26 protein-coding genes are annotated in these 23378 nt (G+C 48.8%); 10 read left to right on the forward strand and 16 right to left on the reverse strand.

Going from position 1 to position 23378, the window contains the following annotated elements; all coding sequences use genetic code 11:
- Positions 1-741: 741 nt before the first annotated feature.
- A complete protein-coding gene (locus BP758_RS02935) occupies positions 742-2991 on the forward strand; it encodes an AAA family ATPase (protein ID WP_292368539.1) in 2250 nt (749 codons plus the stop codon).
- A gap of 69 nt (positions 2992-3060) precedes the next feature.
- Here BP758_RS02935 and BP758_RS02940 read toward each other — a convergent pair whose 3' ends face one another.
- The 3 genes from BP758_RS02940 to BP758_RS02950 form a co-directional block, all read right to left on the reverse strand.
- A complete protein-coding gene (locus BP758_RS02940) occupies positions 3061-4833 on the reverse strand; it encodes a TerB N-terminal domain-containing protein (RefSeq protein ID WP_292368540.1) in 1773 nt (590 codons plus the stop codon).
- 109 nt (positions 4834-4942) lie between these two features.
- Positions 4943-5092, reverse strand: a complete 150-nt coding sequence (locus BP758_RS02945; RefSeq protein WP_292368542.1) for a hypothetical protein — start codon at positions 5090-5092, stop codon at positions 4943-4945.
- Between the two features lie 111 nt (positions 5093-5203).
- Complete coding sequence (locus BP758_RS02950; RefSeq protein WP_292368544.1) at positions 5204-6277, reverse strand: PDDEXK nuclease domain-containing protein; 1074 nt, start codon at positions 6275-6277, stop codon at positions 5204-5206.
- Between the two features lie 259 nt (positions 6278-6536).
- Here BP758_RS02950 and BP758_RS02955 point away from each other — a divergent pair, with 259 nt between their 5' ends.
- Both BP758_RS02955 and BP758_RS02960 read left to right on the forward strand, forming a co-directional pair.
- Entirely contained in the window at positions 6537-7115 is a 579-nt protein-coding gene (locus BP758_RS02955) for a 3'-5' exonuclease (RefSeq protein ID WP_292368547.1), read from the forward strand.
- Positions 7116-7305: 190 nt separating this feature from the next.
- Positions 7306-8022: a transaldolase gene (locus tag BP758_RS02960; RefSeq protein WP_292368549.1), complete on the forward strand. Its 717-nt coding sequence runs from the start codon at positions 7306-7308 to the stop codon at positions 8020-8022.
- Positions 8023-8122: 100 nt separating this feature from the next.
- Here the strand turns inward: BP758_RS02960 and BP758_RS02965 are convergent, their stop codons facing one another.
- The 3 genes from BP758_RS02965 to BP758_RS02975 are packed head-to-tail and all read right to left on the reverse strand — an operon-like array spanning position 8123 to position 10953.
- Positions 8123-9163, reverse strand: a complete 1041-nt coding sequence (locus BP758_RS02965) for a hypothetical protein (protein WP_292368551.1) — start codon at positions 9161-9163, stop codon at positions 8123-8125.
- Positions 9164-9214: 51 nt separating this feature from the next.
- A complete protein-coding gene (locus tag BP758_RS02970) occupies positions 9215-10141 on the reverse strand; it encodes a transketolase family protein (RefSeq protein WP_292368553.1) in 927 nt (308 codons plus the stop codon).
- The gene (locus BP758_RS02975) at positions 10138-10953 is read right to left on the reverse strand and encodes a transketolase (RefSeq protein WP_292368555.1); all 816 of its coding nucleotides are present in this window, start codon (positions 10951-10953) and stop codon (positions 10138-10140) included. The genes BP758_RS02970 and BP758_RS02975 overlap by 4 nt, the downstream gene beginning before the upstream one ends.
- Positions 10954-11205: 252 nt before the next feature.
- Between BP758_RS02975 and BP758_RS02980 the strand changes: the two genes are divergently transcribed.
- The gene (locus BP758_RS02980) at positions 11206-11784 is read left to right on the forward strand and encodes a 3'-5' exonuclease (RefSeq protein ID WP_292368557.1); all 579 of its coding nucleotides are present in this window, start codon (positions 11206-11208) and stop codon (positions 11782-11784) included.
- A 221-nt stretch (positions 11785-12005) separates the two neighbouring features.
- Here the strand turns inward: BP758_RS02980 and BP758_RS02985 are convergent, their stop codons facing one another.
- The gene (locus tag BP758_RS02985) at positions 12006-12374 is read right to left on the reverse strand and encodes a hypothetical protein (RefSeq protein WP_292368559.1); all 369 of its coding nucleotides are present in this window, start codon (positions 12372-12374) and stop codon (positions 12006-12008) included.
- A gap of 75 nt (positions 12375-12449) precedes the next feature.
- Between BP758_RS02985 and BP758_RS02990 the strand changes: the two genes are divergently transcribed.
- From BP758_RS02990 to BP758_RS03000, 3 genes are all read left to right on the forward strand, one after another.
- On the forward strand, positions 12450-12734 hold the full coding sequence (locus tag BP758_RS02990) for a hypothetical protein (RefSeq protein WP_292368560.1): 285 nt from the start codon (positions 12450-12452) through the stop codon (positions 12732-12734).
- A 135-nt stretch (positions 12735-12869) separates the two neighbouring features.
- Positions 12870-13073: an antitoxin family protein gene (locus BP758_RS02995; RefSeq protein ID WP_292368562.1), complete on the forward strand. Its 204-nt coding sequence runs from the start codon at positions 12870-12872 to the stop codon at positions 13071-13073.
- Positions 13066-13542 carry a type II toxin-antitoxin system VapC family toxin gene (locus tag BP758_RS03000; protein WP_292368564.1) on the forward strand — a complete coding sequence of 159 codons (477 nt, stop codon included), beginning with the start codon at positions 13066-13068 and terminating at the stop codon, positions 13540-13542. The genes BP758_RS02995 and BP758_RS03000 overlap by 8 nt, the downstream gene beginning before the upstream one ends.
- A 343-nt stretch (positions 13543-13885) precedes the next feature.
- On the opposite strand, the gene BP758_RS03005 is transcribed toward BP758_RS03000, so the two are convergent.
- On the reverse strand, positions 13886-14761 hold the full coding sequence (locus BP758_RS03005) for a RecB family exonuclease (protein ID WP_292368566.1): 876 nt from the start codon (positions 14759-14761) through the stop codon (positions 13886-13888).
- 456 nt (positions 14762-15217) lie between these two features.
- Between BP758_RS03005 and BP758_RS03010 the strand changes: the two genes are divergently transcribed.
- On the forward strand, positions 15218-15814 hold the full coding sequence (locus BP758_RS03010) for a GNAT family N-acetyltransferase (protein ID WP_292368568.1): 597 nt from the start codon (positions 15218-15220) through the stop codon (positions 15812-15814).
- A 107-nt stretch (positions 15815-15921) separates the two neighbouring features.
- On the opposite strand, the gene BP758_RS03015 is transcribed toward BP758_RS03010, so the two are convergent.
- Positions 15922-16293 (reverse strand): hypothetical protein, encoded by a 372-nt coding sequence (locus BP758_RS03015; RefSeq protein ID WP_292368570.1) that lies wholly within the window; start codon positions 16291-16293, stop codon positions 15922-15924.
- A gap of 167 nt (positions 16294-16460) precedes the next feature.
- Here BP758_RS03015 and BP758_RS03020 point away from each other — a divergent pair, with 167 nt between their 5' ends.
- Both BP758_RS03020 and BP758_RS03025 read left to right on the forward strand, forming a co-directional pair.
- Positions 16461-16892 (forward strand): nuclear transport factor 2 family protein, encoded by a 432-nt coding sequence (locus BP758_RS03020; RefSeq protein WP_292368572.1) that lies wholly within the window; start codon positions 16461-16463, stop codon positions 16890-16892.
- 188 nt (positions 16893-17080) lie between these two features.
- Entirely contained in the window at positions 17081-18736 is a 1656-nt protein-coding gene (locus BP758_RS03025) for a flippase activity-associated protein Agl23 (RefSeq protein WP_292368574.1), read from the forward strand.
- 49 nt (positions 18737-18785) lie between these two features.
- Here BP758_RS03025 and BP758_RS03030 read toward each other — a convergent pair whose 3' ends face one another.
- The 7 genes from BP758_RS03030 to BP758_RS03060 form a co-directional block, all read right to left on the reverse strand.
- On the reverse strand, positions 18786-19340 hold the full coding sequence (locus BP758_RS03030; protein ID WP_292368576.1) for a flavodoxin family protein: 555 nt from the start codon (positions 19338-19340) through the stop codon (positions 18786-18788).
- Between the two features lie 182 nt (positions 19341-19522).
- Positions 19523-19768 carry a DUF2769 domain-containing protein gene (locus tag BP758_RS03035; protein WP_292368578.1) on the reverse strand — a complete coding sequence of 82 codons (246 nt, stop codon included), beginning with the start codon at positions 19766-19768 and terminating at the stop codon, positions 19523-19525.
- Positions 19769-20032: 264 nt separating this feature from the next.
- Complete coding sequence (locus BP758_RS03040; protein ID WP_292368580.1) at positions 20033-20554, reverse strand: hypothetical protein; 522 nt, start codon at positions 20552-20554, stop codon at positions 20033-20035.
- Between the two features lie 136 nt (positions 20555-20690).
- Positions 20691-21629: a cation diffusion facilitator family transporter gene (locus BP758_RS03045; RefSeq protein WP_292368582.1), complete on the reverse strand. Its 939-nt coding sequence runs from the start codon at positions 21627-21629 to the stop codon at positions 20691-20693.
- 152 nt (positions 21630-21781) lie between these two features.
- Positions 21782-22030, reverse strand: coding sequence for a DUF2769 domain-containing protein (locus BP758_RS03050; RefSeq protein ID WP_292368584.1), 249 nt, complete (start codon positions 22028-22030; stop codon positions 21782-21784).
- Positions 22031-22103: 73 nt separating this feature from the next.
- Positions 22104-22685 carry a type 1 glutamine amidotransferase gene (locus tag BP758_RS03055; RefSeq protein WP_292368587.1) on the reverse strand — a complete coding sequence of 194 codons (582 nt, stop codon included), beginning with the start codon at positions 22683-22685 and terminating at the stop codon, positions 22104-22106.
- Entirely contained in the window at positions 22682-23362 is a 681-nt protein-coding gene (locus BP758_RS03060) for a diphthine--ammonia ligase (protein WP_292368589.1), read from the reverse strand. The genes BP758_RS03055 and BP758_RS03060 overlap by 4 nt, the downstream gene beginning before the upstream one ends.
- Positions 23363-23378 lie beyond the last annotated feature (16 nt).

A 23378-nucleotide genomic window follows, 5' to 3' on the forward strand; every position in this document is an offset into this window, starting at 1 on the left:
GGTTCTTGTCTCTAAACCCATCGAATTCGATGGGATTAACCTCCGGGTTGACAGGGATAACCCCCTCCGGGCCTGACCCCCAAAACAGCCCTTCTTTTCATTTTCCGCGTGCAATGGCCAGTTCGGGAAAAGATCGGGCAAATGAACGCTGCTATTAGCCGCGCTTTTTCTCCGACGTGAAAATGCCCTTTGGAGCGCGAATTCGTGCGTGTTTTGCAGGGATTAGTGCGTGTTTTGGCCCGGCCAAGCTATCTCCCCTCCCACTTCTCCGTCGGAGAATCGGGTTTTGGAGATCGTATCTCTCCCTACCTCCCCCCGGATCCGTGACTGCCAAAACAGGCCCTCATTTTTTTGGCATGTGCAGGAGCCCGATCCCCTTAGTTTCACTCTGCACAAACAAGCCTAAATACGCTTGGCCGGGCCGGATCGTTTCACCGACGTAAAACCTGCTGGTTTTGGCATGACCGGGCCGGAAACTGACATGGTTTTTTGCGAAACTGACTTGTTTTGGGGAGAAAACGGGGTGATCCGGGGCATTTTCGGGCCCGGATTTTCAGTACTCTTTTACGGGTGATCGCATGGTCCCGGATCCGGCCCAGGCCCGGGGACCCCTGCCGACCGTTATCCCGGACAAGCCCGATACGGCTGGCTCGTGGAGCTCGATGACGGTTCGTTGCTTAAAAAGAATTAAGCCATTGAACAGTATAGCCCTATTAATCGGATCAATAATTGGGGACTCGTATGATCACAAGGATAAAACACATAACGAATTATCGCATTTTTCAAGATTTTAGATGGGGAAGCGATTTAGATGATTTCAAAAAGTACAATTTAATATATGGATGGAATGGATCGGGAAAAACAACATTATCAAAATTTTTCCGCCAAATTGAATTAAGAGAAACATATCCAGATTGTGAAGATTTTGCAATCATTACAGAAAATGGTCCCATAACCGATGAAAATATAGCAAAATCCACATTGAGCATAAAAGTATTTAACCAGGATTTTATTAAGGAAAATATTTTCACAGAATCCGGGGAGATTACTCCGATTTTTTATTTGGGTCAAGAAGATATCGCAGTTAAGAAGAATATTGACGATTTAAAAAAACAACTTGCTGCAATATCTGATAATATAGAGAAAACCAGAACGAATGCTGAAAAACAAGAGAAGGTATTCGAACAATTTAGCTCTGAAAGAGCAAAAGAGATTAAAACATTTCTTCGTTCGTCTGGGGAACATAAATATAACACATATAACAAGAATGATTTTAAGAATCGATGCAATATTTTACAAAAATCCGGGTGTGCCGAAAAAAAATTATCTCCAGTGGAAATTGAGGAGTTACGATCCACACTCTCTTCGAAACCGAAAGAAGAGATAGTACCCATTCTATTTGATTTTCCCGAAATACAGGAACTTGAAGCAAAAGTTCAAAAAACTTTAACGACTACTGTAACAGCAAAAGTTATAGAGCGGCTTAATCTGGATAGTAATCTGAACAATTGGGTAAATCAAGGACGATCGATCCTAAAAGAAAAAAATTTGGATTTGTGTCCATTTTGTAATCAAAAATTGCCCCCTGATTTTTTAACACATCTGGAAGATCATTTTAATAAGGAATATGAATTAGCCATTCGGCAGATAGATAGTCAAATTTTGGAATTGGAATCAATAAAACAAAAGATAAACCTGGCGTTGCCGAGCAAATCCGATTTTTATGATGAGATCTCACGGGATTATGAAAAACAAAAACAATTACTTCTTTTAGAGATTTCAAAATATTCTTCGTTTGTCGATCTACTCATTGTAGATCTTAATAACAAACGCAAGAATCCCTATGTGAAAATTATAAGTAGATATGAGATTCCGCAATTAAAATTAAATGAATTAGCTAACGACATTAATTTATTGATTTCTGGGCACAATACAAAAACCCAAAATTTTACAAATGCTATACGTATTGCCCGAGTGAAATTTGAAGATCATTTCGTGGCCATTAATTTAGTAAAGTATGCGGGATTTGAATCGGCTCTTGATAAAATTACCCGGGAAAATAGTGACTTGGAATTAAAATATGGAGATATTAGTCAACAAATTATTAGCCTCGAAAAGAAAATTGTGGAACATCGAACTCCTGCTGAGGAAATTAATGCAGAGTTAAAGAGCTACCTTGGCCATGAAGATTTAAAATTTGATCTTAACGGTGAAGGCTACTGTATCTTACGTAATGGTACGCTCGCTGAAGCATTAAGCGAGGGTGAAAAAACTGCGATTTCATTTGTATATTTCTTAAAAACTCTTCATGATAAAGACTTTGACTTTAGTCATAGTGTGATAGTTGTTGATGATCCAATTTCAAGTTTAGATTCAAACTCCCTGTATAACGCATTTAGTTTCTTAAAAAATCGTACGGAAAATGCTCAACAATTATTTGTATTCACTCACAATTATTCGTTCTTTAAAGAGGTAAAAAATTGGCTAATTACTAACAAATCAAGATCCGAAAAATCAAGTATGTATATGATAAAAAATTATTATGTCGATAGCAGTAGAAAAGCAAAATTAGAACCCCTCGATAATCTCCTTAAGAAATACACCTCTGAATATCATTATCTTTTCAGTCTAGTCTATGCCCAAGCACATTCCAGCACCCATAATTTGAAAGAGTTTTATCTCCTTCCAAACATCTCAAGAAGACTATTAGAATCATTTTTCGCTTTTAGATATCCTTCACAAATTGGCAATCTCGGCAATCAATTTACCAAATCAAAAATTAGTGACGAACAAAAAACTCGGATATTAAGATACGCCGATTCAAATTCACATAGCGATCATATTCATATGGATAATGAAGGAGATTTATCATATCTTGAAGAAACCCCTCAAGTGATGCAAGATATATTAGATTTGATTAAAAAAGATGATGAAACGCATTTCAAAGAAATGGTTTCACTCATGAGTAATAATACTGCATCAAATCTTTGAAAATAAAAAAAAAACTTTGCTGTGTCTTGCCAATCAAACTGTTTTAACACCAATACCTTGCCACAAATATTATTGGTCAAATAGGTTTGTTTCAAATCTGACCCAAGCGTCCTGAACGGGCAAAGGTAATTTTTTAGATTTTTCCACTTTCAAATTATGACTGAAAAATATCTCTTTAAGTTGGTCTTTTGTGAGATTCAATTCATCAGATAATTGCTCAATGTAATCCAAAATACCGGGAGCGAGAAATGAGTCAACAGAATTATTCGGATCAAATGGCGGATACTCTTTTAATAGTTCCGGCTCATCTTTGCAACTCCCACAATTATTCGGGCCATTTAGGTCAATGTAACACACTTCAAGGTACATAATCAGAGCATTTCGTAAATCCCCGGACGATTTGAAAAGATCTCCTTTGGAGTGGATAGTATTTCTGAATAATCCCATGTCGAGATTTTTAAAATGGTGATAACCAACAGTATCAATAATTTTCAGCACTACCTCGTTATCCGTAAGTTCCCTCCCGGTTTTCAGTTTAAAATTTTCTTTGGTCTGGTTGAATTGAGTGGAATCCACGTTTAAATTCTTGAGAATTCGTTGGATAGCATTATGGTGTCGGATTTCTTGTAATTTCTTTTCAAATTCTTCGAGTTGATCGTCTCTCAAAAGGATCTTCTTTTTTTCAATGGGATCTGTTCGAACGATAATCTCTTTTTTACATGTGGGACATTTTTTCTTCGACTGAGGCATTTTATCCAACAAATTGTGGCAATAGGGACATTCGGGTCTTGGACCGGAGTTATCAATTTCAGCGGATTTTGGTTGAGGAGCCGATCCCGATTTTCGCATTTCTACCAAGGATTGCTTGACCTCATTATGCGTTGTTGTCAGGAGGGAATTAATTGATGAGGAAAATTCAGGACTATGCATCATATCAGGTAATAACGGTGAACGAATCTCCTGATCAAAAGAAATATTTGCAAATGACATGATATGTTGCGAAGGATATTGCATTTTCAATTGATAGATCGGGTATGAATTTTTTCCAAATTCCTTTATCAAGTTCGATTCAAGAGATTTCTTGAAAAGATCAGGGTAATCTTTGATATATTTTTTATTAGTAAAACCAACCGCCGAACTAATTGAAATGATTTCATCGGCGGTTAAGTCTAACTTCATCAGGTATTTACCAAGAAGGACTACACTACTGCAATAACTGGTATCGTCAATAAGATCCAGAACTTTAACGAGAGTCTCTTTATCCTTATGTATTATTGCAGACATTACGAGTGCATTTGCAGAATATGCATGGAATGACGGGTGCTTATGGTATTGACGAAGAGTTAAAATTGTATTTATTGCTTCTGAATATTTTCCTAATACCAACTGTCGCTCCAATCCATAATAAAAGATAAAAACATATCCGATATCCACCGGTTTCGTGATATCGCAGAGCCACTTCAAATAAACAAATCTTTGCTGGGGATTTAATTGCGCATATGAGGGGTAATATCCAAGTTTTTCGACAGTATCACAGTTTGATTTGAAATCAACCGGCATATTTGTATAAATCAGACTTGGCTCCGTTTGGAAAGAAAAAGTTATCTTGAACAATTCATTTTCAAAGAGCACTTTTTGGTCATCCTCTGGATTGTAATTTTGAAATTTGCCGTCGCCAAACCAGAGTAATTGACGAATATTTTCAGGGATTAGCAAATTTCCAAGAAAAGGAACCAGAGATTGAGACGAACTTGGTGCAAGGTGTATACTCTCATTGGGAACTAGTGGAATTTTCTCATCATGCACAGGATCTTTTTTCTTGAGAAAGTCGAATATCCCCATCAATTCTCCTCATTTCTCTTTTACAATATATGAAACGTTAAACTTATCCGGTTCAGATCGTGAGGAGTGCCCAGCAACCCCCCAACCCCAAATACCATCACCTCCAAAATTAACCCGGAATGTTCCTCGACACCGAGACCACCGGCCTCCCGAAATATTCCGCAACCGACCCTGTAGAGAAATGGCCCCGGGTCGTCCAGCTCGCATGGTCGCTGTACTCGGGCGACGGGGACTGTGAAAGCCGGAACAGTTTCATCATTTACCCGGGGACGGACTTTTCCATTCCCCTCACACCATTGGTGTGTCGGATAACCGATACGTCCGCTCCTTATCCCGGCCTCACAACAATAACCTCTCGCAAACCCGCTTCTTAACCGGCCCGATCGCGATCCAGCCTCCGCATGATCTCCCTCTCCCGCTCAATCTCTGCAACAAGTTCCTGCTCGCTCGGGAGATAAAGTGTATACCGGGATGCAAAGAGCTGGCGGTTGTCATTGAGAACTGAATACCGGACAACGGTCTCGTCTTTTTCCGTGCACAGGATGATGCCGATGGTCGGATTGTCTCCTTCTGTTGTAACCCGGTCTTCAAAAAGACGCACATACATATCCATCTGCCCGATGTCCTGGTGAGTCAGCTTCCCGGTCTTTAAATCGATGAGGACAAAACATTTCAGGATATAATGATAGAACACGAGGTCGATATAAAATTCCGAGGTTTCCGTACTGATCCGGTACTGTCGCCCGACAAACGAGAACCCTTTCCCCAGTTCCATGAGAAAGTCCCGGAGTTTATCGATAAGGGCCTGCTCAAGCTCATGCTCAAGGTACGAAGCAGAAGAAGGAATATGCAGGAACTCCAGGACATACGGGTCCCGGATGAATTCATCCGGGGATTGGGACCCCGCACTCCTATTTTTTAAAACTGCAGGTTTTTTGATCGCCCGGTCCTGGCTTTTCAACAACCGTTCATAAGAAAGTGAATCAATCTGCCGCTCAAGAGTCCGCACACTCCAGTTCTGTCCGATTGCATCGCGCATATAATGACGACGGGCCTCGGGACTCTCCACCCTCATCAGGAGCCGGTAATGCGACCAGCTTAATCCGCTACACACTGTGTAGCCAATCTCATCTTCCGGTACGTCTCCTTCACGATACCCTTTGGGAAAAACAAGATAGAACTGGCGGAAGTTCTTGAGATTTACCACAGAAAAACCACGACCGAATTCACCAGTCAGACGAAGCGCAAGATCTTCAAGAAGATGTGTCCCATACCCGGCCCGGCTTTTTCCGGCCTGTTCTTCTTCTACGATTAACCTCCCGATGTTCCAGTATGCTTCGACCATCGCGCGGTTTACGGACCGGTACGCCTGTGTCCGGGCATGGTGAATAATATCCCGGAGAGCATGATAGAGCGGGTCCGTGACTGCGGGGCTGGATACCATGAGATCAGATCCTTCGTATCCCCGGTGAACGAATTGTCCTCATATAATTCAGGGCGTGCGCCGGGAAAGTGAAGAAACCAAAGAAAAGGATCGGGTTTTACGAACGTTCTTACCGGGATCTGGCCGGAAAAAAATTTCCGGACTCTGATAAGAAAAAGTGTGCAGATAACGGTATTCACAAAAAAACAGTTGTAAGAAATATCGTATAATCCTCCAAACCCCCAACCCCAAATACCATCCCCTCCAAAATTAACCCGGAATGTTCCTCTTCCTCGACACCGAAACCACCGGCCTCCCGAAATATTCCGCAACCGATCCCGTAGAGAAATGGCCCCGGGTCGTCCAGCTCGCATGGTCGCTGTACTCGGGCGACGGGAACTGTGAAAGCCGGAACAGTTTCATCATTTACCCCACGGACTTTACCATCCCCATGGACTCTGCCCGGATTCACGGGATCACGACCGACCGGGCGAAAGCCGAGGGCGTGTCGCTCTATAAAGTGCTCCCGCAGTTCAATGCCGATGTGGAGAAAGCCCAGACGGTCGTTGCCCATAACCTTGATTTCGACCTGCCCATTGTCACCACGGAATTTGTGCGGTGCAGGCTTAAAACAAATCTCGCGAACAAACAAAACTTCTGCACCATGAAAACACCGCAGATTATCTCCTGGTGCAAACTTCCGGCAAAATCCGGCCGGGGATACAAGTGGCCCACCTTAAACGAGCTGCACCTCCGGTTGTTCGAGGAAGAATTCACCGGCAGCCATAATGCCGGCGCCGATGTGGAAGCCTGTGCCAGATGTTATTTTGAGTTACGAAAACGGGGGATTATCGGATAGGGAGATTAAAACAGTTCAATGGAGCAACAACCTTTTTTTATCACAACTGTTCGAAGTCCCCTCGGGTCGATCTTACTGCCTTCCAATTGCTGCCTCAATCTCCGATTTCAGTTTCCAATTAATGGAACTCTAAAAGATAAAATTAATAATATCACATTCTCGATACAAAAGGGGAAGTTGGATTAATATTATGAGCGGATTATCCCAGTTTAAAATTAAACTCTACGCAGACGGGGCAAATCTCCAAGACATGATTGAAGAATATGAGAACGGGATTGTAAGTGGTTTTACCACAAACCCTACCCTAATGAAAAAAGCCGGGGTTAAAAATTATGCAGAATTTGCGAAAGCCGCGATTAACGCGATTCCGGATCTTCCGATATCATTTGAGGTTTTTTCTGATGATTTGTTCGGCATGGAATGCGAGGCTAGAAAAATTGCTAACTGGGGAAAAAATATTTACATTAAAATTCCCGTAACGAACACAAAAGGGGAAAGCACCGTTCCACTAATAATGAAATTATCCCATGAGGGCCTGAAACTAAATGTAACCGCCATTTTGACTCTCGATCAGGTAAAGACGATTGCGGTGGCGATTTCCAAAGATACATCTAGCATCGTTTCAGTATTTGCTGGTCGCATCGCGGATACTGGTAGGGATCCGATGCCTATCATGAGAGAGTCCGCAAAGATTCTTAAATCAAATCCGAAAGTTGAGCTTCTCTGGGCAAGCACTCGCGAAATACTCAATATTTCCCAAGCCGAGTTGTGCGGTTGCCATATCATTACCATTCCAAATGATATATTAAAGAAAGTCCCGCAAGTAGGAAAAGATCTCGATCTAGTGTCAATTGAGACAGTGAAGGATTTTTATACCGATGCACAAAATGCGGGATATAGAATTTGACAATCCCTTAACTAGGAAAAATCTTTTAGACATACTACCATATATGCACTATTCTTGACCTTCGTTACTTCATCAGTAATCTGGGGATTCAAGATTACCCTCATCTTAAGTGGGGGTAACAATGGACGGAGTGGCAGTACATCATTGAAATAAGCGCCAAGATTGTTCCCAAAATCGCAAGACCGATGATGAAGAGTTTCAGATAATCCAATGCGGTTAATGATTGAGGCTTGTTCATAGGATTCTTCGCATCCCTTTTTTTTTGAGGAGGATTTGGATTTTTAAAGCTCCAAAGATTGGAAATTGGATATTCCGTATTACAGTACCATATTCGACGGAGGGGAAATTTATGACAAAAAGAACAGCCGATTATATCTAATTTTCCACATTTTTCTCCTGTCTTTTTTTGATCATCAAAATAACAATGATACTGATTATCATGATCTGTGATTATAACGCAATAAATGAAGATATTGATAAAAATTAAAATCAATATTGCTATCCAATCAAATAAGAATAAAAATGGACAAGAACTAGTTCCGATCCACCTTGAAATAATGTATGTAAAATAATATCCAATTGCCAAATTCGACAAAATACTTGCCGCAAAAAATATATAATACATATATTTAAACAAATAAATCCATCTAACGCAATACCCTGTTGATCCCCTCCCATAGAGACAGATTTCTTTTCGGTCTTCGTCAATCCACGAATCGTCATCACCGGGAGTTAATGGAATGGAAATTCCAGTGTCTTCCGTGTATTTTTTAATTTCGCGAAAGATCCATTGACGCTGATTTTCTTGACGGGACAAGTTTTTTACAATATCGTGTGCGATTATCATGCCCGAAAAGCATATCAGCAATATTATTGAAGATACGACAATATTGTATTGATGATCGAAATTATTTGTCGAAAAAGTTACAATGGCGACCGTTGCTGCCGCTAAAAAGCCGAGAAGAATGGTAATACCATCGCGAACAATTTCGCTTATAACCCCATCGATATGTTGAAGCCTGTCAATGGAATCTCTCCAAGTCCATGCATCTTCTGGTCTCGGACACATGTCTAAAATATTTCCAGTCTTTGTATAAAAACACCGGTTGTTTGATTTAACAAGAAAAGCAAGGTTTTTCAATTAAAAAAAATGATCTACTTTACCATTAAATTTATTTTTCCTGTTAAAATTTCATCTTTGGGATAGCATTTGTATCGTGTCTGCAATCCCTTTTGAGGATAATTCATATATCTCACGAGCCGTTTTTTGATTGGCTGAATGATATAAAAATTCATCCGGAATTCCAATTCTGACAAGTTGAGCTTTCAAAGGTCGATGTTGATCAACAAGCCATTCAGCAACTGCCGATCCCAATCCCCCGATCAGACTGTGCTCCTCCACAGTAATAACAAGGGGGAACATCGAGAAAATGTTTTCAAGGAGTCGGGTATCCAATGGTTTAATTGTGTGAAGACTGATAACCTGACATTTGAGATCCGATTTGCGAAGAATATGTGCTGCTTCGATAATATTATGAAGAATCGTTCCTGTTCCCAGAATACAGATATCGGTTCCTTCTTCCAGGGGGATCCCGCTTCCGATAATAAACTCCGGAACTTTAGTATGAATTATTGGTTCCTTCTCTCTTCCAATGCGGATATATGTCGGCCCTTCATTTTGAAGAGATGCTCGGATAGCAGCTCGTGTCTCGACCTGATCACAAGGACAGATAACCGTCATATTAGGAAGAACTCGAGTAATTGCGATATCTTCACAAATTGAATGGGTAGGTCCAAAATGTGAATAGGCAAGTCCCCCGCCAAGCCCTATTATTACTACGGGCAGATTTTGAAATGCCAAATCAATTCTTAATTGTTCGAATGGCCGCCCTATATCAAACGTAGAAAAGGAATAGATAAACGGGCGGAATCCATTCATGGCAAGTCCGGCAGCAACACTGATCATATTTGATTCTGCTATCCCACAATTAAAAAATCGGGAAGGGTATATCTCTTTGAATCGATCAAAAACATTGTGACTAGTATCCCCAACAAGAACAACAATACGGGGATCTGAACCGGCAAGCTCAGTTATTTCATCTGAAACCGCGGTTCTCATAGATCCACCAATTCTCGTCGAGCATTCCACACATCTTCTTTAGATGGAACACGATTGTGCCATTGATTATCGTTTTCCATGAAAGATACTCCCTTTCCCTTGATCGTGTTAGCAATAATCGCAATCGGTCGCTCTTGTGATGAGAACACTAAATAAAAAAGATCCGTCATGCCATTGATATCATGTCCATCAATTTCATATGCGTCCCACCCGAATTCCGATAACTTCTGTTTGAGTGAAGACAAGTTAAGGATCTCATCGCTCCGGCCAGATGCTTGCCATTTATTACTATCGATAATTACAACAAGATTATTCAAATGGTGTGCCGGCGCAAAAAGGGCCGCCTCCCATATCGAACCTTCCTCACATTCACCATCTCCCACAAGGACAAAAGTACGGTATTTTTGTCCGGATATCTTTGCAGCAAGAGCCATTCCACAACCAATTCCAAGACCATGCCCCAGTGATCCTGACGTGGCATCGATACCGGGAATATTTTTCCAAACCGGATGTGCAGTAAATCGGCTTTTATTTTGATTGAATGTATGTACTAGTTCGATGGGATAATAGCCCCGATGGGCAAGAACGGCATACAAAGCAAGGGCTGCATGTCCTTTACTTAAGATGAATCTGTCACGTAATGGCCAATTTGGCTCTTCTGGTCTGACGGAGAGAACCTGATAATACAATGCAATCAGGAGATCGACACAGGAAAGACAGCTTCCGACATGTATCGATTCGGTTTCATATGCAATCTCTAGAATATCTGTCCGAATCTGCCTGGATAACAGATCGATCGATTGTTTACTCAAAATCCTTCCTCGCACAGTCATAATGAAAACGTTTGAATTAACTGAGGGATCCCGTTTTTGTATGACGCAACGATTCCTTTTGCGTCCAAATTATCTCGATCCTGATATTGAGTTACATTATTTTTATCAACTTGTGTAAAATAGGTTTCCTCTATTATTCTCAGTAATTTATCCACAGTTGCATTACATCAGGTTCAACAACTATTCCAAACCCCCAACCCCAAATACCATCCCCTCCAAAATTAACCCGGAATGTTCCTCTTCCTCGACACCGAAACCACCGGCCTCCCGAAATATTCCGCAACCGACCCCGTAGAGAAATGGCCCCGGGTCGTCCAGCTCGCATGGTCGCTGTACTCGGGCGACGGGAACTGTGAAAGCCGGAACAGTTTCATCATTTACCCCACGGACTTTACCATCCCCATAGACTCTGCCCGGATTCACGGGATCACGACCGACCGGGCGAAAGCCGAGGGCGTGTCGCTCTACAAAGTGCTCCCGCAGTTCAATGCCGATGTGGAGAAAGCCCAGACGGTCGTTGCCCATAACCTTGATTTCGACCTGCCCATTGTCACCACGGAATTTGCGCGGTGCAGGCTTAAAACAAATCTCGCGAACAAACAAAACTTCTGCACCATGAAAACACCGCAGATTATCTCCTGGTGCAAACTTCCGGCAAAATCCGGCCGGGGATACAAGTGGCCGACCTTAAACGAGCTGCACCTCCAGTTGTTCCAGGAAGAATTCACCGGCAGCCATAACGCCGGTGCCGATGTGGAAGCCTGTGCCAGATGTTATTTTGAATTACGAAAACGGGGGATTATCGGGTAGGCGGAGGGTAACCGGAATATCCGGGACGGTTCAGCGTTCCGATACCCGGTCTGCACTCCTCAATCCGATTCGCAATCCGTCCAGGCCGTAAAAACCCGGCTCATCACAGCAGTGCATTCGCGGGCAGGCTCTTCATCGATCTCCGGTAAAACCGCCTCCGATAAGATCTCGCGATCTCTCTGGGGTATCGTCGTATGTTTTGAGATTTTTTTTATACGCATTCACGCTGAAATCCCGGCCTTTGTCTGCATCACCCGGCTTGCAATCCCATCGGCAAGTGCTCCATAGATGATACCGAAGATGAAGAGCATCGCCGCACCAAAATAATTGTGTGCAAACAAAGGAACAATACAGAGCAGGAGGCTGAAAACCGCCCCCAGTCCCGTACCCCGTATCCACGGGTTAAGGGGAATCCCTTCGGCAAACCCGATCACAAATCCCTGGAGGGTACGACCGTAGAGGATCATAACCAGGAACCAGGGTTCCGGTGTGATCCCCGGAGGAGCGGTCACGAGAAGGCTCCCGGCACAGTACAGGCCGGTGAGTATACCAATTCCCGTAGTAATCGCAATCCGTCTTTTCTGTATCATAATCTTACCTCCGGATAAAGACCGGGGGCGGGAAAAGTCTTGCCATTTTACCGGCAATACCGGCCGGTTGTCCCCATGGAATTTGCGCGGTGCAGGCCCGGGACCGGCCTTTCGGGGAAACAGTATTTCTGCACCATGAAAACCCCGCAGGTAGTCCCCTGGTGCAAACTCTCTTCAAAGTCCGGCCGGGGATACAAGTGGCCGACCTTAAACGAACTGCACCTCCGGTTGTTCCAGGAAGAATTCACGGACAGCCATAACGCCGGCGCCGATGTGGAAGCATGTGCGCGAGGGTATTTTGAATTAAAAAAAAAGAGGGGGATTATCCCCCAGGGATCTCCGGAATTCCGGCCCTTTTAGGAACTCTCACGTTGTGATTCTGTGCAGCCCTCCCATTATGCCAGCCCGGTAACCCCGGATACCGGGTTCAATCGCAATTATTATTGTATCAGGACTGCCAGTATGGTACAACGGGTTAGTGGAGTGCAATCGCGTATGACGGCAATAAAAACAAGCGCGGTGTATAAAAAAGGTACCCTGGTCCTTGACGATCCGGTGAACCTGCCGGAGCAGGCACGGGTTAAAGTAGTGATCCGGAAAAAATTTTCGGCATTTGTAAAAAAATTCGGGGAGCCTGAAGCAAAGGAAGATACAGAGCAGATCCTTCTCACCACCAGGAGAAGAACCCGGGATGCATAAGTTTACCTCTTGTGTGCTGGATACCTCTGTCATCATAAAAGCACTTTTCTCACCTTCACGCCGACAGGCAGGGGCTACCTATTCCCGGGAAGTAACCACTCACAAGACCTGCGCAGCGCTCCTTGACGCGCTTGACGAAAAAGGAATAGAGGGAATTATTCCACAATGCGGGATAGTTGAGATCGCCGCAGTTTCGAGCAGACTCGCAGATGCACACGCAGCAGAAGAAATCTGTAATGAAGTTGAAATGAGTTATCAGCTTGTTCCGGAAGAGCAGATCATCCAGACTGCAACAAAGATCGCACGTGAAGAAGGCTGTCCCGGATTCGATACCTATTTTCTTGCACTTGCAGAACAGAATGAAATCCCCCTTTTTACCGATGATGCCGGATTATTCCACATCTGCCAGAGGAGATCTGTAACCGCGAGTCTGATGCGCGATCTCGATCCGGGATCTGTGCTGCCATAAACCGGGGAAACATTTCACCGATCTCATCTTTTTGCCGTCTGAATTCTTTTTGCGGATCTTTGCGTTCTTTTGTGTAAGGGTATATCCTTACATAAAGGGGGTTCTGTGGAGGATTATAATCTGACATATTTTTGAGAAGATGAGGGGTCAGAACCGTACACGTCCGGCTTTTACCGGAACAGCCGACACGGTAATTAAGGGAAACTTTTCGTATGCCCGGATCTGCCGCCCCGCACCAGCAAAAAAAATTTCTTCTTTACCACTCCTCATCGTGATTAGTACTAATCCGGATTAGGAATGCACCGGCCGCGACGGGAGCAGGTGATTCCGGGTACACGATGATTTATCCGGTAATGCGGTCTCTTTTTAATTCCGCCTCCGGGCACACTTCCGCAAACTTACAGCTCAGACACTCCCTCTGCGCCGGCCGGGCCGGGAAATCCCCGTACTCATACGATGCATTCATCGCCGCGAATTCCCGGGCAATCTGTTCCCGCACCTCGCGCAACTGGTCTTCAAAGAAGGCAAAGGGTTTTGTTGCGCCGGTCTTTAAGAACACCAGCTCGGTCGCAATCTCGTCAGCACTTTTGTTATAGAACTCCTTTGCCCAGAGCACATAGGCCGCCATCTGGAACTCCGACTCGTACTCGTCGTCGTCTTTGCCGGTCTTCCAGTCCGAGAGGACGATCGTGCCGTCCGGCATCTTTGCCGCAAAATCCACCTTGACGGTCACGCCCGCTTCCCCGATGGTGAAATGATCGAACTGCTCGTGGCGCAGGCATTCGCGTTTCGCATACTCCGGCCATTTCGCAAAAAACGTGGCAAGGCAGGTCCTGCCGTTCGCGAGAATGTACGTAAAAAACGAGTCCGGGATCTTCTCGCCATTGTGCGACTCGGTGAATGTCTCGCCCCCGATGGCCCGGTAGCTCGCGACTTTTTTAGCAAAGACGCTCTCCGCCTCGAAATAGTTCATGGGCTTGTTGTCGCACGCGAGCTGGATCTGCTGGTCGATGAGATCGTGGATGAGCTGGCCCTGGACAACGTACTTGGACGTGAAGTTCTTGAGCCACCGGATCTTTTCCGGGGAAACGACCGGGCCGGATCTCACGTAGGGGGCGATGTATTCGTAATAGTACTGCCGGGGGCAGCGGGTCCAGACCCGGTGTTTGGTAAATGACCAGGTATTTATTTTGAAAAAGAAGGGATCCAGATCTGCCATGGATCTCCGGTGGAAGGGGATTTTTGAAATAGGTTTCTAACCGGGAATTACCCCCAAAAAAACCCCCCTATATATTAGTGCATTTTCCTTCTCGTTTTTTCCTCATCATACCTGTCACGGGTAACCAACCTGTCACAGGTCGCCGACCCGTCACGGGTATCTGACCTGTCACGGGTCAGGTGACCCGTATGAGGGAGCCCTAAAACTGATTCCCCAAACAAGCCTTCTTTTCGTTACCCCATGCAAGAGCCCATCCGGAACAGCATCGCCCCTCTAATTGGGCCCATTTGGTCCCTTTTTGGAGCGCGATTCATGCAGATTCCCGCCAGACCGGGTGCATTTTGAGGAGATCGTAAAAGAACAGGCCCCCGTTTTCGCGATTTCGGCCCCTTCATAATGAAACGGGGTACCTCCCGACAGGAAGCCTCCGTCTGAGAACACGAAGTCACGGTGGGTATGTCAGCCAGCCCGGATCACCTCCCATCCACCGCAACCAGCATCACGCTCCCCGCCCAACACTTCCCTCATCCCATGCGGATCACCACCCCCACGTCCACGCTCCGCGACTGGAGCACCGATGACGCAGCTGTAATCGTGAAGTACGCGAATAACCCAAAGATCGCCAGCCACCTCCGCGATGCATTCCCGTCCCCGTACACACAAGAGGACGCGGACCGGTTCATTGCGTTTGCCACCGGCCCGGGCCGGCACCTGTACCTCGCGATCGATATCGGCGGCGAAGCGATCGGGGGGATCGGCATCTCGCCGCTCGAAGACGTAAAGCACCGGACCGCGGAGATCGGCTACTGGCTCGCCGAACCGTTCTGGGGCCGGGGGATCGCAACCGGTGCCGTCCGGGCGCTCGTCCCGGTTGCATTTGAAACAACCGGCATCGTCCGGCTCGAAGCCGGGATCTTCTCGGACAACCCGGCCTCCATGCGGGTGCTGGAGAAGTGCGGGTTTCTCCGCGAGGCCGTCCACAAAAAGGCAATAACAAAGAACGGCCGGCTGCTCGACGAAGTCATGTACGTGCGGTTCAGGGACGGGGAATAATATTTAGCGCCCGGGTGCCACCAAAAATCCGGTCAACCCGGGATACTTTTTTTTGTACCGCCCGCGGGGGCTTGCGGCAGGGCCGCGGCCCGGGCGGGTAACCCGGTTCACCCGACTGTCCCCGCAAGGGTATATTCGATATGCAAAGGCCCGGTGATCCCGCACACCCTCCCCTCCCTTGTCACATCGACATGGTAGACCTCATCGGACGTGCCGTTGTGCACAATAACGGGTACTACCCAAACTTCCTTTGGGGCGATCTCCGCACTCCCCGCGGAAAAGGGCGCGTCCGTCACTGCTTCGCCGGCCGCAAAATAGTTGCTGCCGATCCGGTCCCGGACCCCGGGATCGTTTATGGCCGCCTGCACGGCACCTTCGGCCGATACGGACTGCTCCGCAAGTGCGGCAAGGAGGACAAGGCAGGTTATAATGCCCAGGCTGATGATGAACAGGTAAATATGGTGACGGGTCAGTGGCATACCTGCCGGTGGGAGTGCGGAGGTAATAATCACGGCGTTGAGTGAAAAATTTTTTTCACCGGGTTACCTGCCTCCCGCACCGCTGCCCGGCCGCCGCCACCCGCGAATTTCCGCTTCCCCCGTGCATAAAAACATCTATCATCCCTAAACCCAAACACCCGGTTATCATGACACTTTCAGACTCCCAGAAGGCCGAAGTACGGGCAACCATGGAAGCATACGCGTCCGCGTACAAAAACAAGGACATCAAGGGGCTCCTTACGGTCTTTTCCCCGGACATCTGCGGGTTTGGCAGCGGGCCGGACGAGATCGTGCTTGGGAGGGCTTCCTTTGTAAGGCAGATCAAACGGGACATCAGCCAGGCGACCGTCAACAGCGTGGTCTTCTCCGACACGCAGATCTTTGGCGAGGGCCGGGTTGCATGGCTCATGACAAAAACCGCGATCGGCTTCACGCTTGCCGGCGAAAAGATGCAGACCCTGAAAGGCCGGTCCACCATGGTGATGAGAAATACCGGGAGCCGGTGGCAGATCGAGCAGATCCATTTCTCCCTGCCCTATGGCGGGCAGAAAGAAGGCCAGTCGTTCCCGGGCGCATAACTTTAAAAAAAACCGGCCCGGATTTTGTCCCGCCCGGTCTTTGTGTGGGTAATCCACGGCTCTTTTTTTTTTCATTACCGTTTCCAAAAACGCTGTCTCGCACCAACCCCGGCAGGACTGCCCGGCTTTTTTCCCACGCCAACCTTTTTTTTAGCAAAAACAGCATACCAGATATAGTCAGGTGTCACGTGCAGCAGGCCGCCACGCTCTCTAGCAAACTCCGGAACGTCTTCACGTTCGAACGATCCTTTATCCTGATCCTGCTCCTTGCAGTATTCCTGCGGTTCTGGACGCTGGACCTCAAGCTCTTCCACCATGACGAGGCCATCCATTCCTGGTTCTCGTTTACCCTCATGAATACCGGGGCATGGGTGTACGACCCCAGCTACCACGGTCCGTTCCTCTATTATGTCACGGCCGGGATGTTCTCGGTCTTTGGCGCCTCGGACCTGGTTGCCCGGATCCTCCCGGCGGTATTTGGCACGCTGCTCATCCCGCTCGTGTACTGTATCTACCGGCTCGGGTACATCACAAAAGCCCAGACGCTCCTGGTTGCGCTCTTTTTAGCCATCTCCCCGGATATGGTCTTCTTCTCCCGGTTCCTCCGGCACGATATCTTCATGCTCTTTTTTTCGATGCTGCTCCTGGTTGCCATCCTCTATTACCTTGAACGCGGCCAGAGCCGGTACGTGATCGTTGCCGCAATAGCAATGGCAGGAGCCCTCTCCTGCAAGGAAGAGATGCCGGTCATCCTTGTGATCTTTGCGGCATTCCTTCTCTATGCCCTCTGGAAAAAACAGGTCGCGCTCCCTTACAAGTGGAAGTACGACCTGCTCATGGCATTTTTCCTGGTCACCGCCCTCATGGTCGCGCTCTACACGGCGTTTGGGATGCACCCGGAGACGCTTGTCGGCCAGAACTTCCAGGTAAATTCCACCGGCTGGTACCAGGCCGTGGACCACTGGGTTGCCATGCACGAGCAGCAGCGGCTCGGCGGGCCGTTCTATTTCTATATCCCGCTCTTCCTCCTGTACGAGCTGCCGATCTTCCTCCTTGCAATCGTGGGGGTCCTCCAGTTCCTGGTTAAAGACGCTAGTGTCGGCCCGGTAACGGCGCGGATCAAAAACTGGATCCGGACGCGCCGCGCCACGCTCCCGGTCGGCGACCTTGCCGCGATCAGCACGCACCAGATCGAGTCCTCGCGCTGCCCTCCCGATAAATCGGATCTGTTCTTCCAGTTCTGCATCTTCTGGATGATCCTTACCATGGCCTTCTATGCGTACGTGGGCGAGAAGGTCCCGTGGCTTTTGATCCACCAGCTCCTCCCCATGTGCTTTGTTGCCACGTACAAACTCAACTGGCAGAAGATCGCCTTTGCCCTTGTTGGCTGCATCTTTTTAGCCCTGATCACCTGGCATGTGGCATTTGTCCCGGCCGATATCAGCGAGCCCATCATCCAGGTCCAGAACTCCGAGGACCTGCGGCCGGTCATGGGTATCATCGACAATTCAAGCCGCGTGGTCCTGGCATCAAAGGATTTGAACTCCGGGTTCTGGCCGCTGCCCTGGTACTACCGGGGCGATCGGTGGAACAAGTTCACGTTCTATGGCGATAAACAGGACATCGAGACCTTAACACAAAAACAGCCGGATGCGATCGTACTCCACGATACGGAAAGCTACGATGCGATCCCCGGCTACGACAAGAACACGTACAAGCTCAATTACTGGTTCTCGTTCTATGACAACGACGACCGGCTCTTCGATTACTACATGCACCGGGACGGCACGCTCGGGAGCACGAATGTCGATGTGTTTACCCGGCAAAAAGGCACGGCCGGCTGAACCGCGATAAAAAAAAGGCCGGTGTGAAACGTACCGGAAAAAATAATTTTTATTTTGCCAGGGTTTTTCCCAGGTCTTCGGCCTTCTTGATAGTCTCCGGGAACTTTGCAAGGTCCCGGGGCTCGGCACACTGGTTCTGGCAGATATAGCCGCCATCGGTGCAGCCAAGGTACCCGAACGTGGCCTTCACGTACGCGTTGACGGGCGCGATTGCCTCGGGCGGCATGCCGCCGCAGGTAAGCGCGAGCACGATCTTCTTGCCCTTCGGGAGATCGGTCACAAAGCCCGGCTTCATGTGGGCATAGAAACGGTCGATGAACGGATAGGCCTGGGCATTAAGCCGGCCCCAGTATACGGGCGAGCCAAGGACAATCACGTCGGCCTTTGCCATCTTTGCCCAAAGTTCCTCCATATCGTCATCGATGATGCATTCGCCTTTCTCTTTGCAGGTGTTGCACCCCTTGCAGGGCGAGATGTCCATATCGCAGATCCGCACGAGTTCCGTCTTTGCCCCGGCCTTTTTTGCCCCGGCAAGAACGTGTTCCACGAGCGTCTGGCTGTTTGCCCCTTTGCGCGGGCTGGTTGCTATACCAAGGAGTTTCATGAAGTGAGAGATACTGCGAGTAAAAATAAATGCTTTCTCTTTGTTTTAACGCCGGGCCGGTCGCTTTATCGGTAAGGCTACAAAAGAAAAGTTCTGGCCGTTTACCCGGCCGGGCCCGTGGGCGTACGGGGGGAATGCCACAAGACAATAAAAAAAGCAAAATTGTCCGGACCCGGTAATCCTTACTTCTCCCGCTCGCAGAAGTGCCCGAGCGCCAGGCTGTTCTTTGCGAAGATCTCGCAGGCAAGGCAGAAACAGCGCTGCTCCCGTATCTGCGCAGCATTCGATCGCCCCTTGGCGCAAAACAGGCTGTCAGGCTGGTGCTGGCCCAGGCAGTTTTTCGTATAGTTCGGGCATATGCCGCAGTACTTCATGCAGATCGCCCGGTTCTCATCAGTATCCTCAATGGTAACCGCGCTGATTTTCATGGTTGTTGCATAGTGCGGCCGGGGATAATAGGTTTCTCTCAGGGCCGGTGGAAATCCACTGCCAAAAGAATCGGCCGGGTAGCGCGGGAGAGCCGTGATACGCCGGTGCGGGAATATGAGCATGTTCCCTTCCCACGCGTAGCCGTTATCACGACATCACGAACCCGTGGATCGCAAACGTTCGTATGCGAAAAGCCGGCACAGCCGACAGGTAAAATCCGTAAAAGAAAAAGTGCAGCAGCCGGTTAGGGCTGCTTTTTTGGATTATACCCGCACGCCGTTCCAGTAATTGGCGGTGGTGTTGATGGTGCCTGCGGCATCAGAGTCGTTAGCCCATGTGCCGGTAAACGACTTGCCGTCGGCAGAGAGGGTGAACGCGAGCGGGCCGCGGTAGGTAGTGTCGGGAGCGGTCTCTTTCCATGAGCCGGTAAGGACGCTGCCTGAAACCGTGCCGCTGACGGAGCCGGTGACATTGCCGTAGGTGTAGGTCCCGGCAACCGTGGCATTATCCTGCACAAGCGTCATTGCGGTGGCAAGGGGTGTCTCGTTCCCGGACTTCCAGGTCGTGTTCCAGGTTCCGGCAAAGTTCGGTACTGCGGTGGTAGCAGCTGCGGTCACGTTTGCCTGAACGGTGGTCTGTGCTGCTGCGGTGGTGGCCGCGGCGGCAGCTCCGGTTGTTGCTGCGGGCGTTGCGTTCGTTGCACTGCCGGTGGACGATGTGCATCCGGCAGCGATCATAAAGATGCAGGCGATGCCTGCAAGAAGAATGAGCACTGTCTGTTTCATAATCAGATCCCCGTCATATTTGTAACTGAAACTAATTAACCCTGCCGGGTTGGATCAGGAGGAAAAGAAAAAAAACAGACGAAAGGTACAGGGAATCCCGCGATCCGCGCTGTTTCCGGTATTTTTTATAAACCGGTTACCGGTCCTGCTCAGGGGCCTGACCGGTGGAGATAATATTTACCTCGCTTTTTGGGATCTTATCCTCAAGGGAGCGTTTCATGGTATTCATCGTTTCCTGCACCTCGCCCATCAAAAGGTCATTGCGGAATTCAAGAAAGATCTCTACGTAGATCATCCCTCCGCTCCGCCGCGACCTGACCCCATGGATCTGTTCGTAGTTATGGAAATTGTCGGCAAGTTCTCTGACCACCACGAGCTGGAGTTCTTCGTCAAGGGTTTTGTCGAGAAGATCGGGAAGTGAGGCCTGGATCATCCGGATCCCGGAGTAAAACAGGATGCCCATGACGGCAAACGAGGCGAGCGGGTCGATGTACACGGCCCACGGATATCCGGCACAGAGGATCGCAAGGACAAGCGTAGCAAGCACCACGATATTTGCAAAAGCCTTGAGCCGGAAGAGGCGCCACTGCGAATCCATGAGGGGTGAAGGCTCCTTTTTTGCGAGCCGGTAATTGCGCAGCGCGAGATACCCGTCGACCACGCTCATGACAAGGACGATATAGAGACCGATCTCGGCGCCCCCGCTTGAGAGGGCTGCAGGAAACAGGATCCGGTAGGATGCGGCAAAGACGAGGATGACAAACGAGAGGATCATCACGGTGCCGGTGATCGCCCGTGCAATGTTCTCGAACTTTCCCATACCGTAGTTGTAGATACCGCTATCGCCGCGTGCGATCTTTCGGGCAATGATCCACGAGATCAGGATCCCGATCGCCTCGGTGATGGTTTTTAAGGCTGATGAGTAGAGCGTAACCGATCCCGAGAGCACGGCTGCTGCAAGTTTCGGGACGGCAGGAACGATCCCGACAAGGAAGTTAACCCCGATTGCCGATGCCCGTTCCTGTTCCGCGGGTGTGCCCTTCCTTGCCGTAATCTGTTGCGATCCCGTGCCCATATTCGTCCATATGCGTAGGGTGTGTCCCTATAAAAGAACCGGGATTTGATCCGGGATGGGGGCATGGTCCGGAGTTACAGCACGTGAAGAAACTTCCGGCGGGCCAGCGCATCCGGGAGCCGATACGGATCCCGAAAAAAAAAGAATTTTTTTTACTTCTGCACGCAGAAGTAGCCGACCCGCTGGTGGTGCTTGAGGTACAGTTCGCACCCGGAGCAGAAGCAGGTGATCTCTTTCATATTCTGCGCCGATGACCGGCCCCGTGCGCAGAAGAGTTCGGTTGGCTGGAATTTCCCGAGCTGGTGGTGCTTGTAGTTGGGACAGATCGGGCAGTACTTCCGGCAGATCGCCCGGTTCTCTTCGGTGTCCTCGACCGTGGTGGTTTTACCTGAATCAAACATGAATGAAAGGTGGGCAGGACGGGATTATAGATCTTGTTGTTACTGGTGCTCTTTTCGCATACTCATGCAGGTTTTATCGGTGCAGGCGCGCCGGCCGGGTCGGTACGAGGGCACAGAACCACTCCACCACCGCGTCATTCCGTACTTCGGGATGGAACATGACGCCAAAGACCGGCCGGTCCGGATGCCGGAAGGCCTGCACGCACGTGTCCGAGACCGCGGTGGTGATCCAGCCGGCCGGCGGTTCGCAGGCAAACGTGTGGACTTCGTACGCAGGAAATGTCCGGATCCCGCCAAGGACCGGGTCGGCCTGCAGGACCCGGACGTCCGTCATCCCGATCCCGCAGGCGGGAACAATGCGGCCCCCGTGCGCAAGGCAGAGTGCCTCGGCCCCGGCGCAGATCCCGAGCACCGGCACCCGGGCATCCCGGAGCCATGCAAGGTCCGGCACGCGTTCAGCGAATGTATTGTCCTTAAGCGCCGTCCCGCAAAGGATGATCCCGTCCGCCCCTGCACTATCTTCCGGGGAAATGTGTGAGAAATGTCTTTCGCAGCATTCGTACCCGGCAGCCGCGACAATCCGGGCAACGGGGCCTACGTACTCGTCCCGTGAGAGCGAGCCGGGCTTTTTGGCAAGATCGACCAGCAGGATCATTTCGGCACCAGCTCCGCACGGGTGATCTTCAGGACGCCCCGGTAGTTTGCGTACTCTTTTTTTGTTTCACGGATCTCGATCCGCTGACGGAAGAAGGGAGCATCGAGCACCAGCGTCTCGTACTCGCCGCCCTCACCGGTCAGCGTGATCCGGTCGGCCGTTACGTACTTCCGGAGATCTGCAAGCGCCGCCTCATCGATTGCCCGGCCCAGCCAGTCCGCACCAAACGGGGCTGAAAAAACACCGGTCACGATCACCGAAAAACCCGATGCGATGAGACGCTCCATGTACGCTGCCGGGTCGGTGTACCAGAGCGGGTTAAAACACCAGAGTCCGAGCTGGTGGCAGATCCGCTGGACCCGGGCAGCCTGGTACACGGACATGAGAGCGCCGGTCACGATCCCCTCGATCCCATACTGTTCCCGTGCAAGGGAAATGGCACGCGAGAGATCGGCAAGCTCTGCTTCCTCGACCCCTTCAGTCTCTACGGTGACAAGCGGGATCCCGGCTGCCTCCGCCTGGAGCGGAACAAGGTGGACATCGGGCGTGTGGAACATGTAGCTCGCATCGTTTTTGGACCGGATCGAGATGAGGCAGGCTACCTCTTCCTTCTCCATTGCAAGAGAACACGCAAACCACGAGTCCTTGCCCCCGCTGCAGAGCACGCCCAGTTTCATTCCTGAAGTAATCGGC

This window comes from Methanoregula sp. UBA64 (assembly GCF_002502735.1).
GTDB lineage: Archaea > Halobacteriota > Methanomicrobia > Methanomicrobiales > Methanospirillaceae > Methanoregula.

Excerpts from the sequence above, each read along its gene's own strand:
- BP758_RS03010 (WP_292368568.1), top strand. The coding sequence starts at position 15,218 with ATGTCAGCCAGCCCGGATCACCTCCCATCCACCGCAACCAGCATCACG.
- BP758_RS02985 (WP_292368559.1), bottom strand. The coding sequence starts at position 12,374 with ATGATACAGAAAAGACGGATTGCGATTACTACGGGAATTGGTATACTC.
- BP758_RS02950 (WP_292368544.1), bottom strand. The coding sequence starts at position 6,277 with ATGGTATCCAGCCCCGCAGTCACGGACCCGCTCTATCATGCTCTCCGG.
- BP758_RS02990 (WP_292368560.1), top strand. The coding sequence starts at position 12,450 with ATGGAATTTGCGCGGTGCAGGCCCGGGACCGGCCTTTCGGGGAAACAG.
- BP758_RS03000 (WP_292368564.1), top strand. The coding sequence starts at position 13,066 with ATGCATAAGTTTACCTCTTGTGTGCTGGATACCTCTGTCATCATAAAA.
- BP758_RS03040 (WP_292368580.1), bottom strand. The coding sequence starts at position 20,554 with ATGAAACAGACAGTGCTCATTCTTCTTGCAGGCATCGCCTGCATCTTT.
- BP758_RS02980 (WP_292368557.1), top strand. The coding sequence starts at position 11,206 with ATGTTCCTCTTCCTCGACACCGAAACCACCGGCCTCCCGAAATATTCC.
- BP758_RS03020 (WP_292368572.1), top strand. The coding sequence starts at position 16,461 with ATGACACTTTCAGACTCCCAGAAGGCCGAAGTACGGGCAACCATGGAA.
- BP758_RS02935 (WP_292368539.1), top strand. The coding sequence starts at position 742 with ATGATCACAAGGATAAAACACATAACGAATTATCGCATTTTTCAAGAT.
- BP758_RS03055 (WP_292368587.1), bottom strand. The coding sequence starts at position 22,685 with ATGATCCTGCTGGTCGATCTTGCCAAAAAGCCCGGCTCGCTCTCACGG.
- BP758_RS02940 (WP_292368540.1), bottom strand. The coding sequence starts at position 4,833 with ATGGGGATATTCGACTTTCTCAAGAAAAAAGATCCTGTGCATGATGAG.
- BP758_RS03060 (WP_292368589.1), bottom strand. The coding sequence starts at position 23,362 with ATGAAACTGGGCGTGCTCTGCAGCGGGGGCAAGGACTCGTGGTTTGCG.
- BP758_RS03005 (WP_292368566.1), bottom strand. The coding sequence starts at position 14,761 with ATGGCAGATCTGGATCCCTTCTTTTTCAAAATAAATACCTGGTCATTT.
- BP758_RS03035 (WP_292368578.1), bottom strand. The coding sequence starts at position 19,768 with ATGAAAATCAGCGCGGTTACCATTGAGGATACTGATGAGAACCGGGCG.
- BP758_RS03050 (WP_292368584.1), bottom strand. The coding sequence starts at position 22,030 with ATGTTTGATTCAGGTAAAACCACCACGGTCGAGGACACCGAAGAGAAC.
- BP758_RS02960 (WP_292368549.1), top strand. The coding sequence starts at position 7,306 with ATGAGCGGATTATCCCAGTTTAAAATTAAACTCTACGCAGACGGGGCA.
- BP758_RS02970 (WP_292368553.1), bottom strand. The coding sequence starts at position 10,141 with ATGAGAACCGCGGTTTCAGATGAAATAACTGAGCTTGCCGGTTCAGAT.
- BP758_RS02955 (WP_292368547.1), top strand. The coding sequence starts at position 6,537 with ATGTTCCTCTTCCTCGACACCGAAACCACCGGCCTCCCGAAATATTCC.
- BP758_RS03030 (WP_292368576.1), bottom strand. The coding sequence starts at position 19,340 with ATGAAACTCCTTGGTATAGCAACCAGCCCGCGCAAAGGGGCAAACAGC.
- BP758_RS02945 (WP_292368542.1), bottom strand. The coding sequence starts at position 5,092 with ATGATGAAACTGTTCCGGCTTTCACAGTCCCCGTCGCCCGAGTACAGC.
- BP758_RS03015 (WP_292368570.1), bottom strand. The coding sequence starts at position 16,293 with ATGCCACTGACCCGTCACCATATTTACCTGTTCATCATCAGCCTGGGC.
- BP758_RS02995 (WP_292368562.1), top strand. The coding sequence starts at position 12,870 with ATGACGGCAATAAAAACAAGCGCGGTGTATAAAAAAGGTACCCTGGTC.
- BP758_RS03045 (WP_292368582.1), bottom strand. The coding sequence starts at position 21,629 with ATGGGCACGGGATCGCAACAGATTACGGCAAGGAAGGGCACACCCGCG.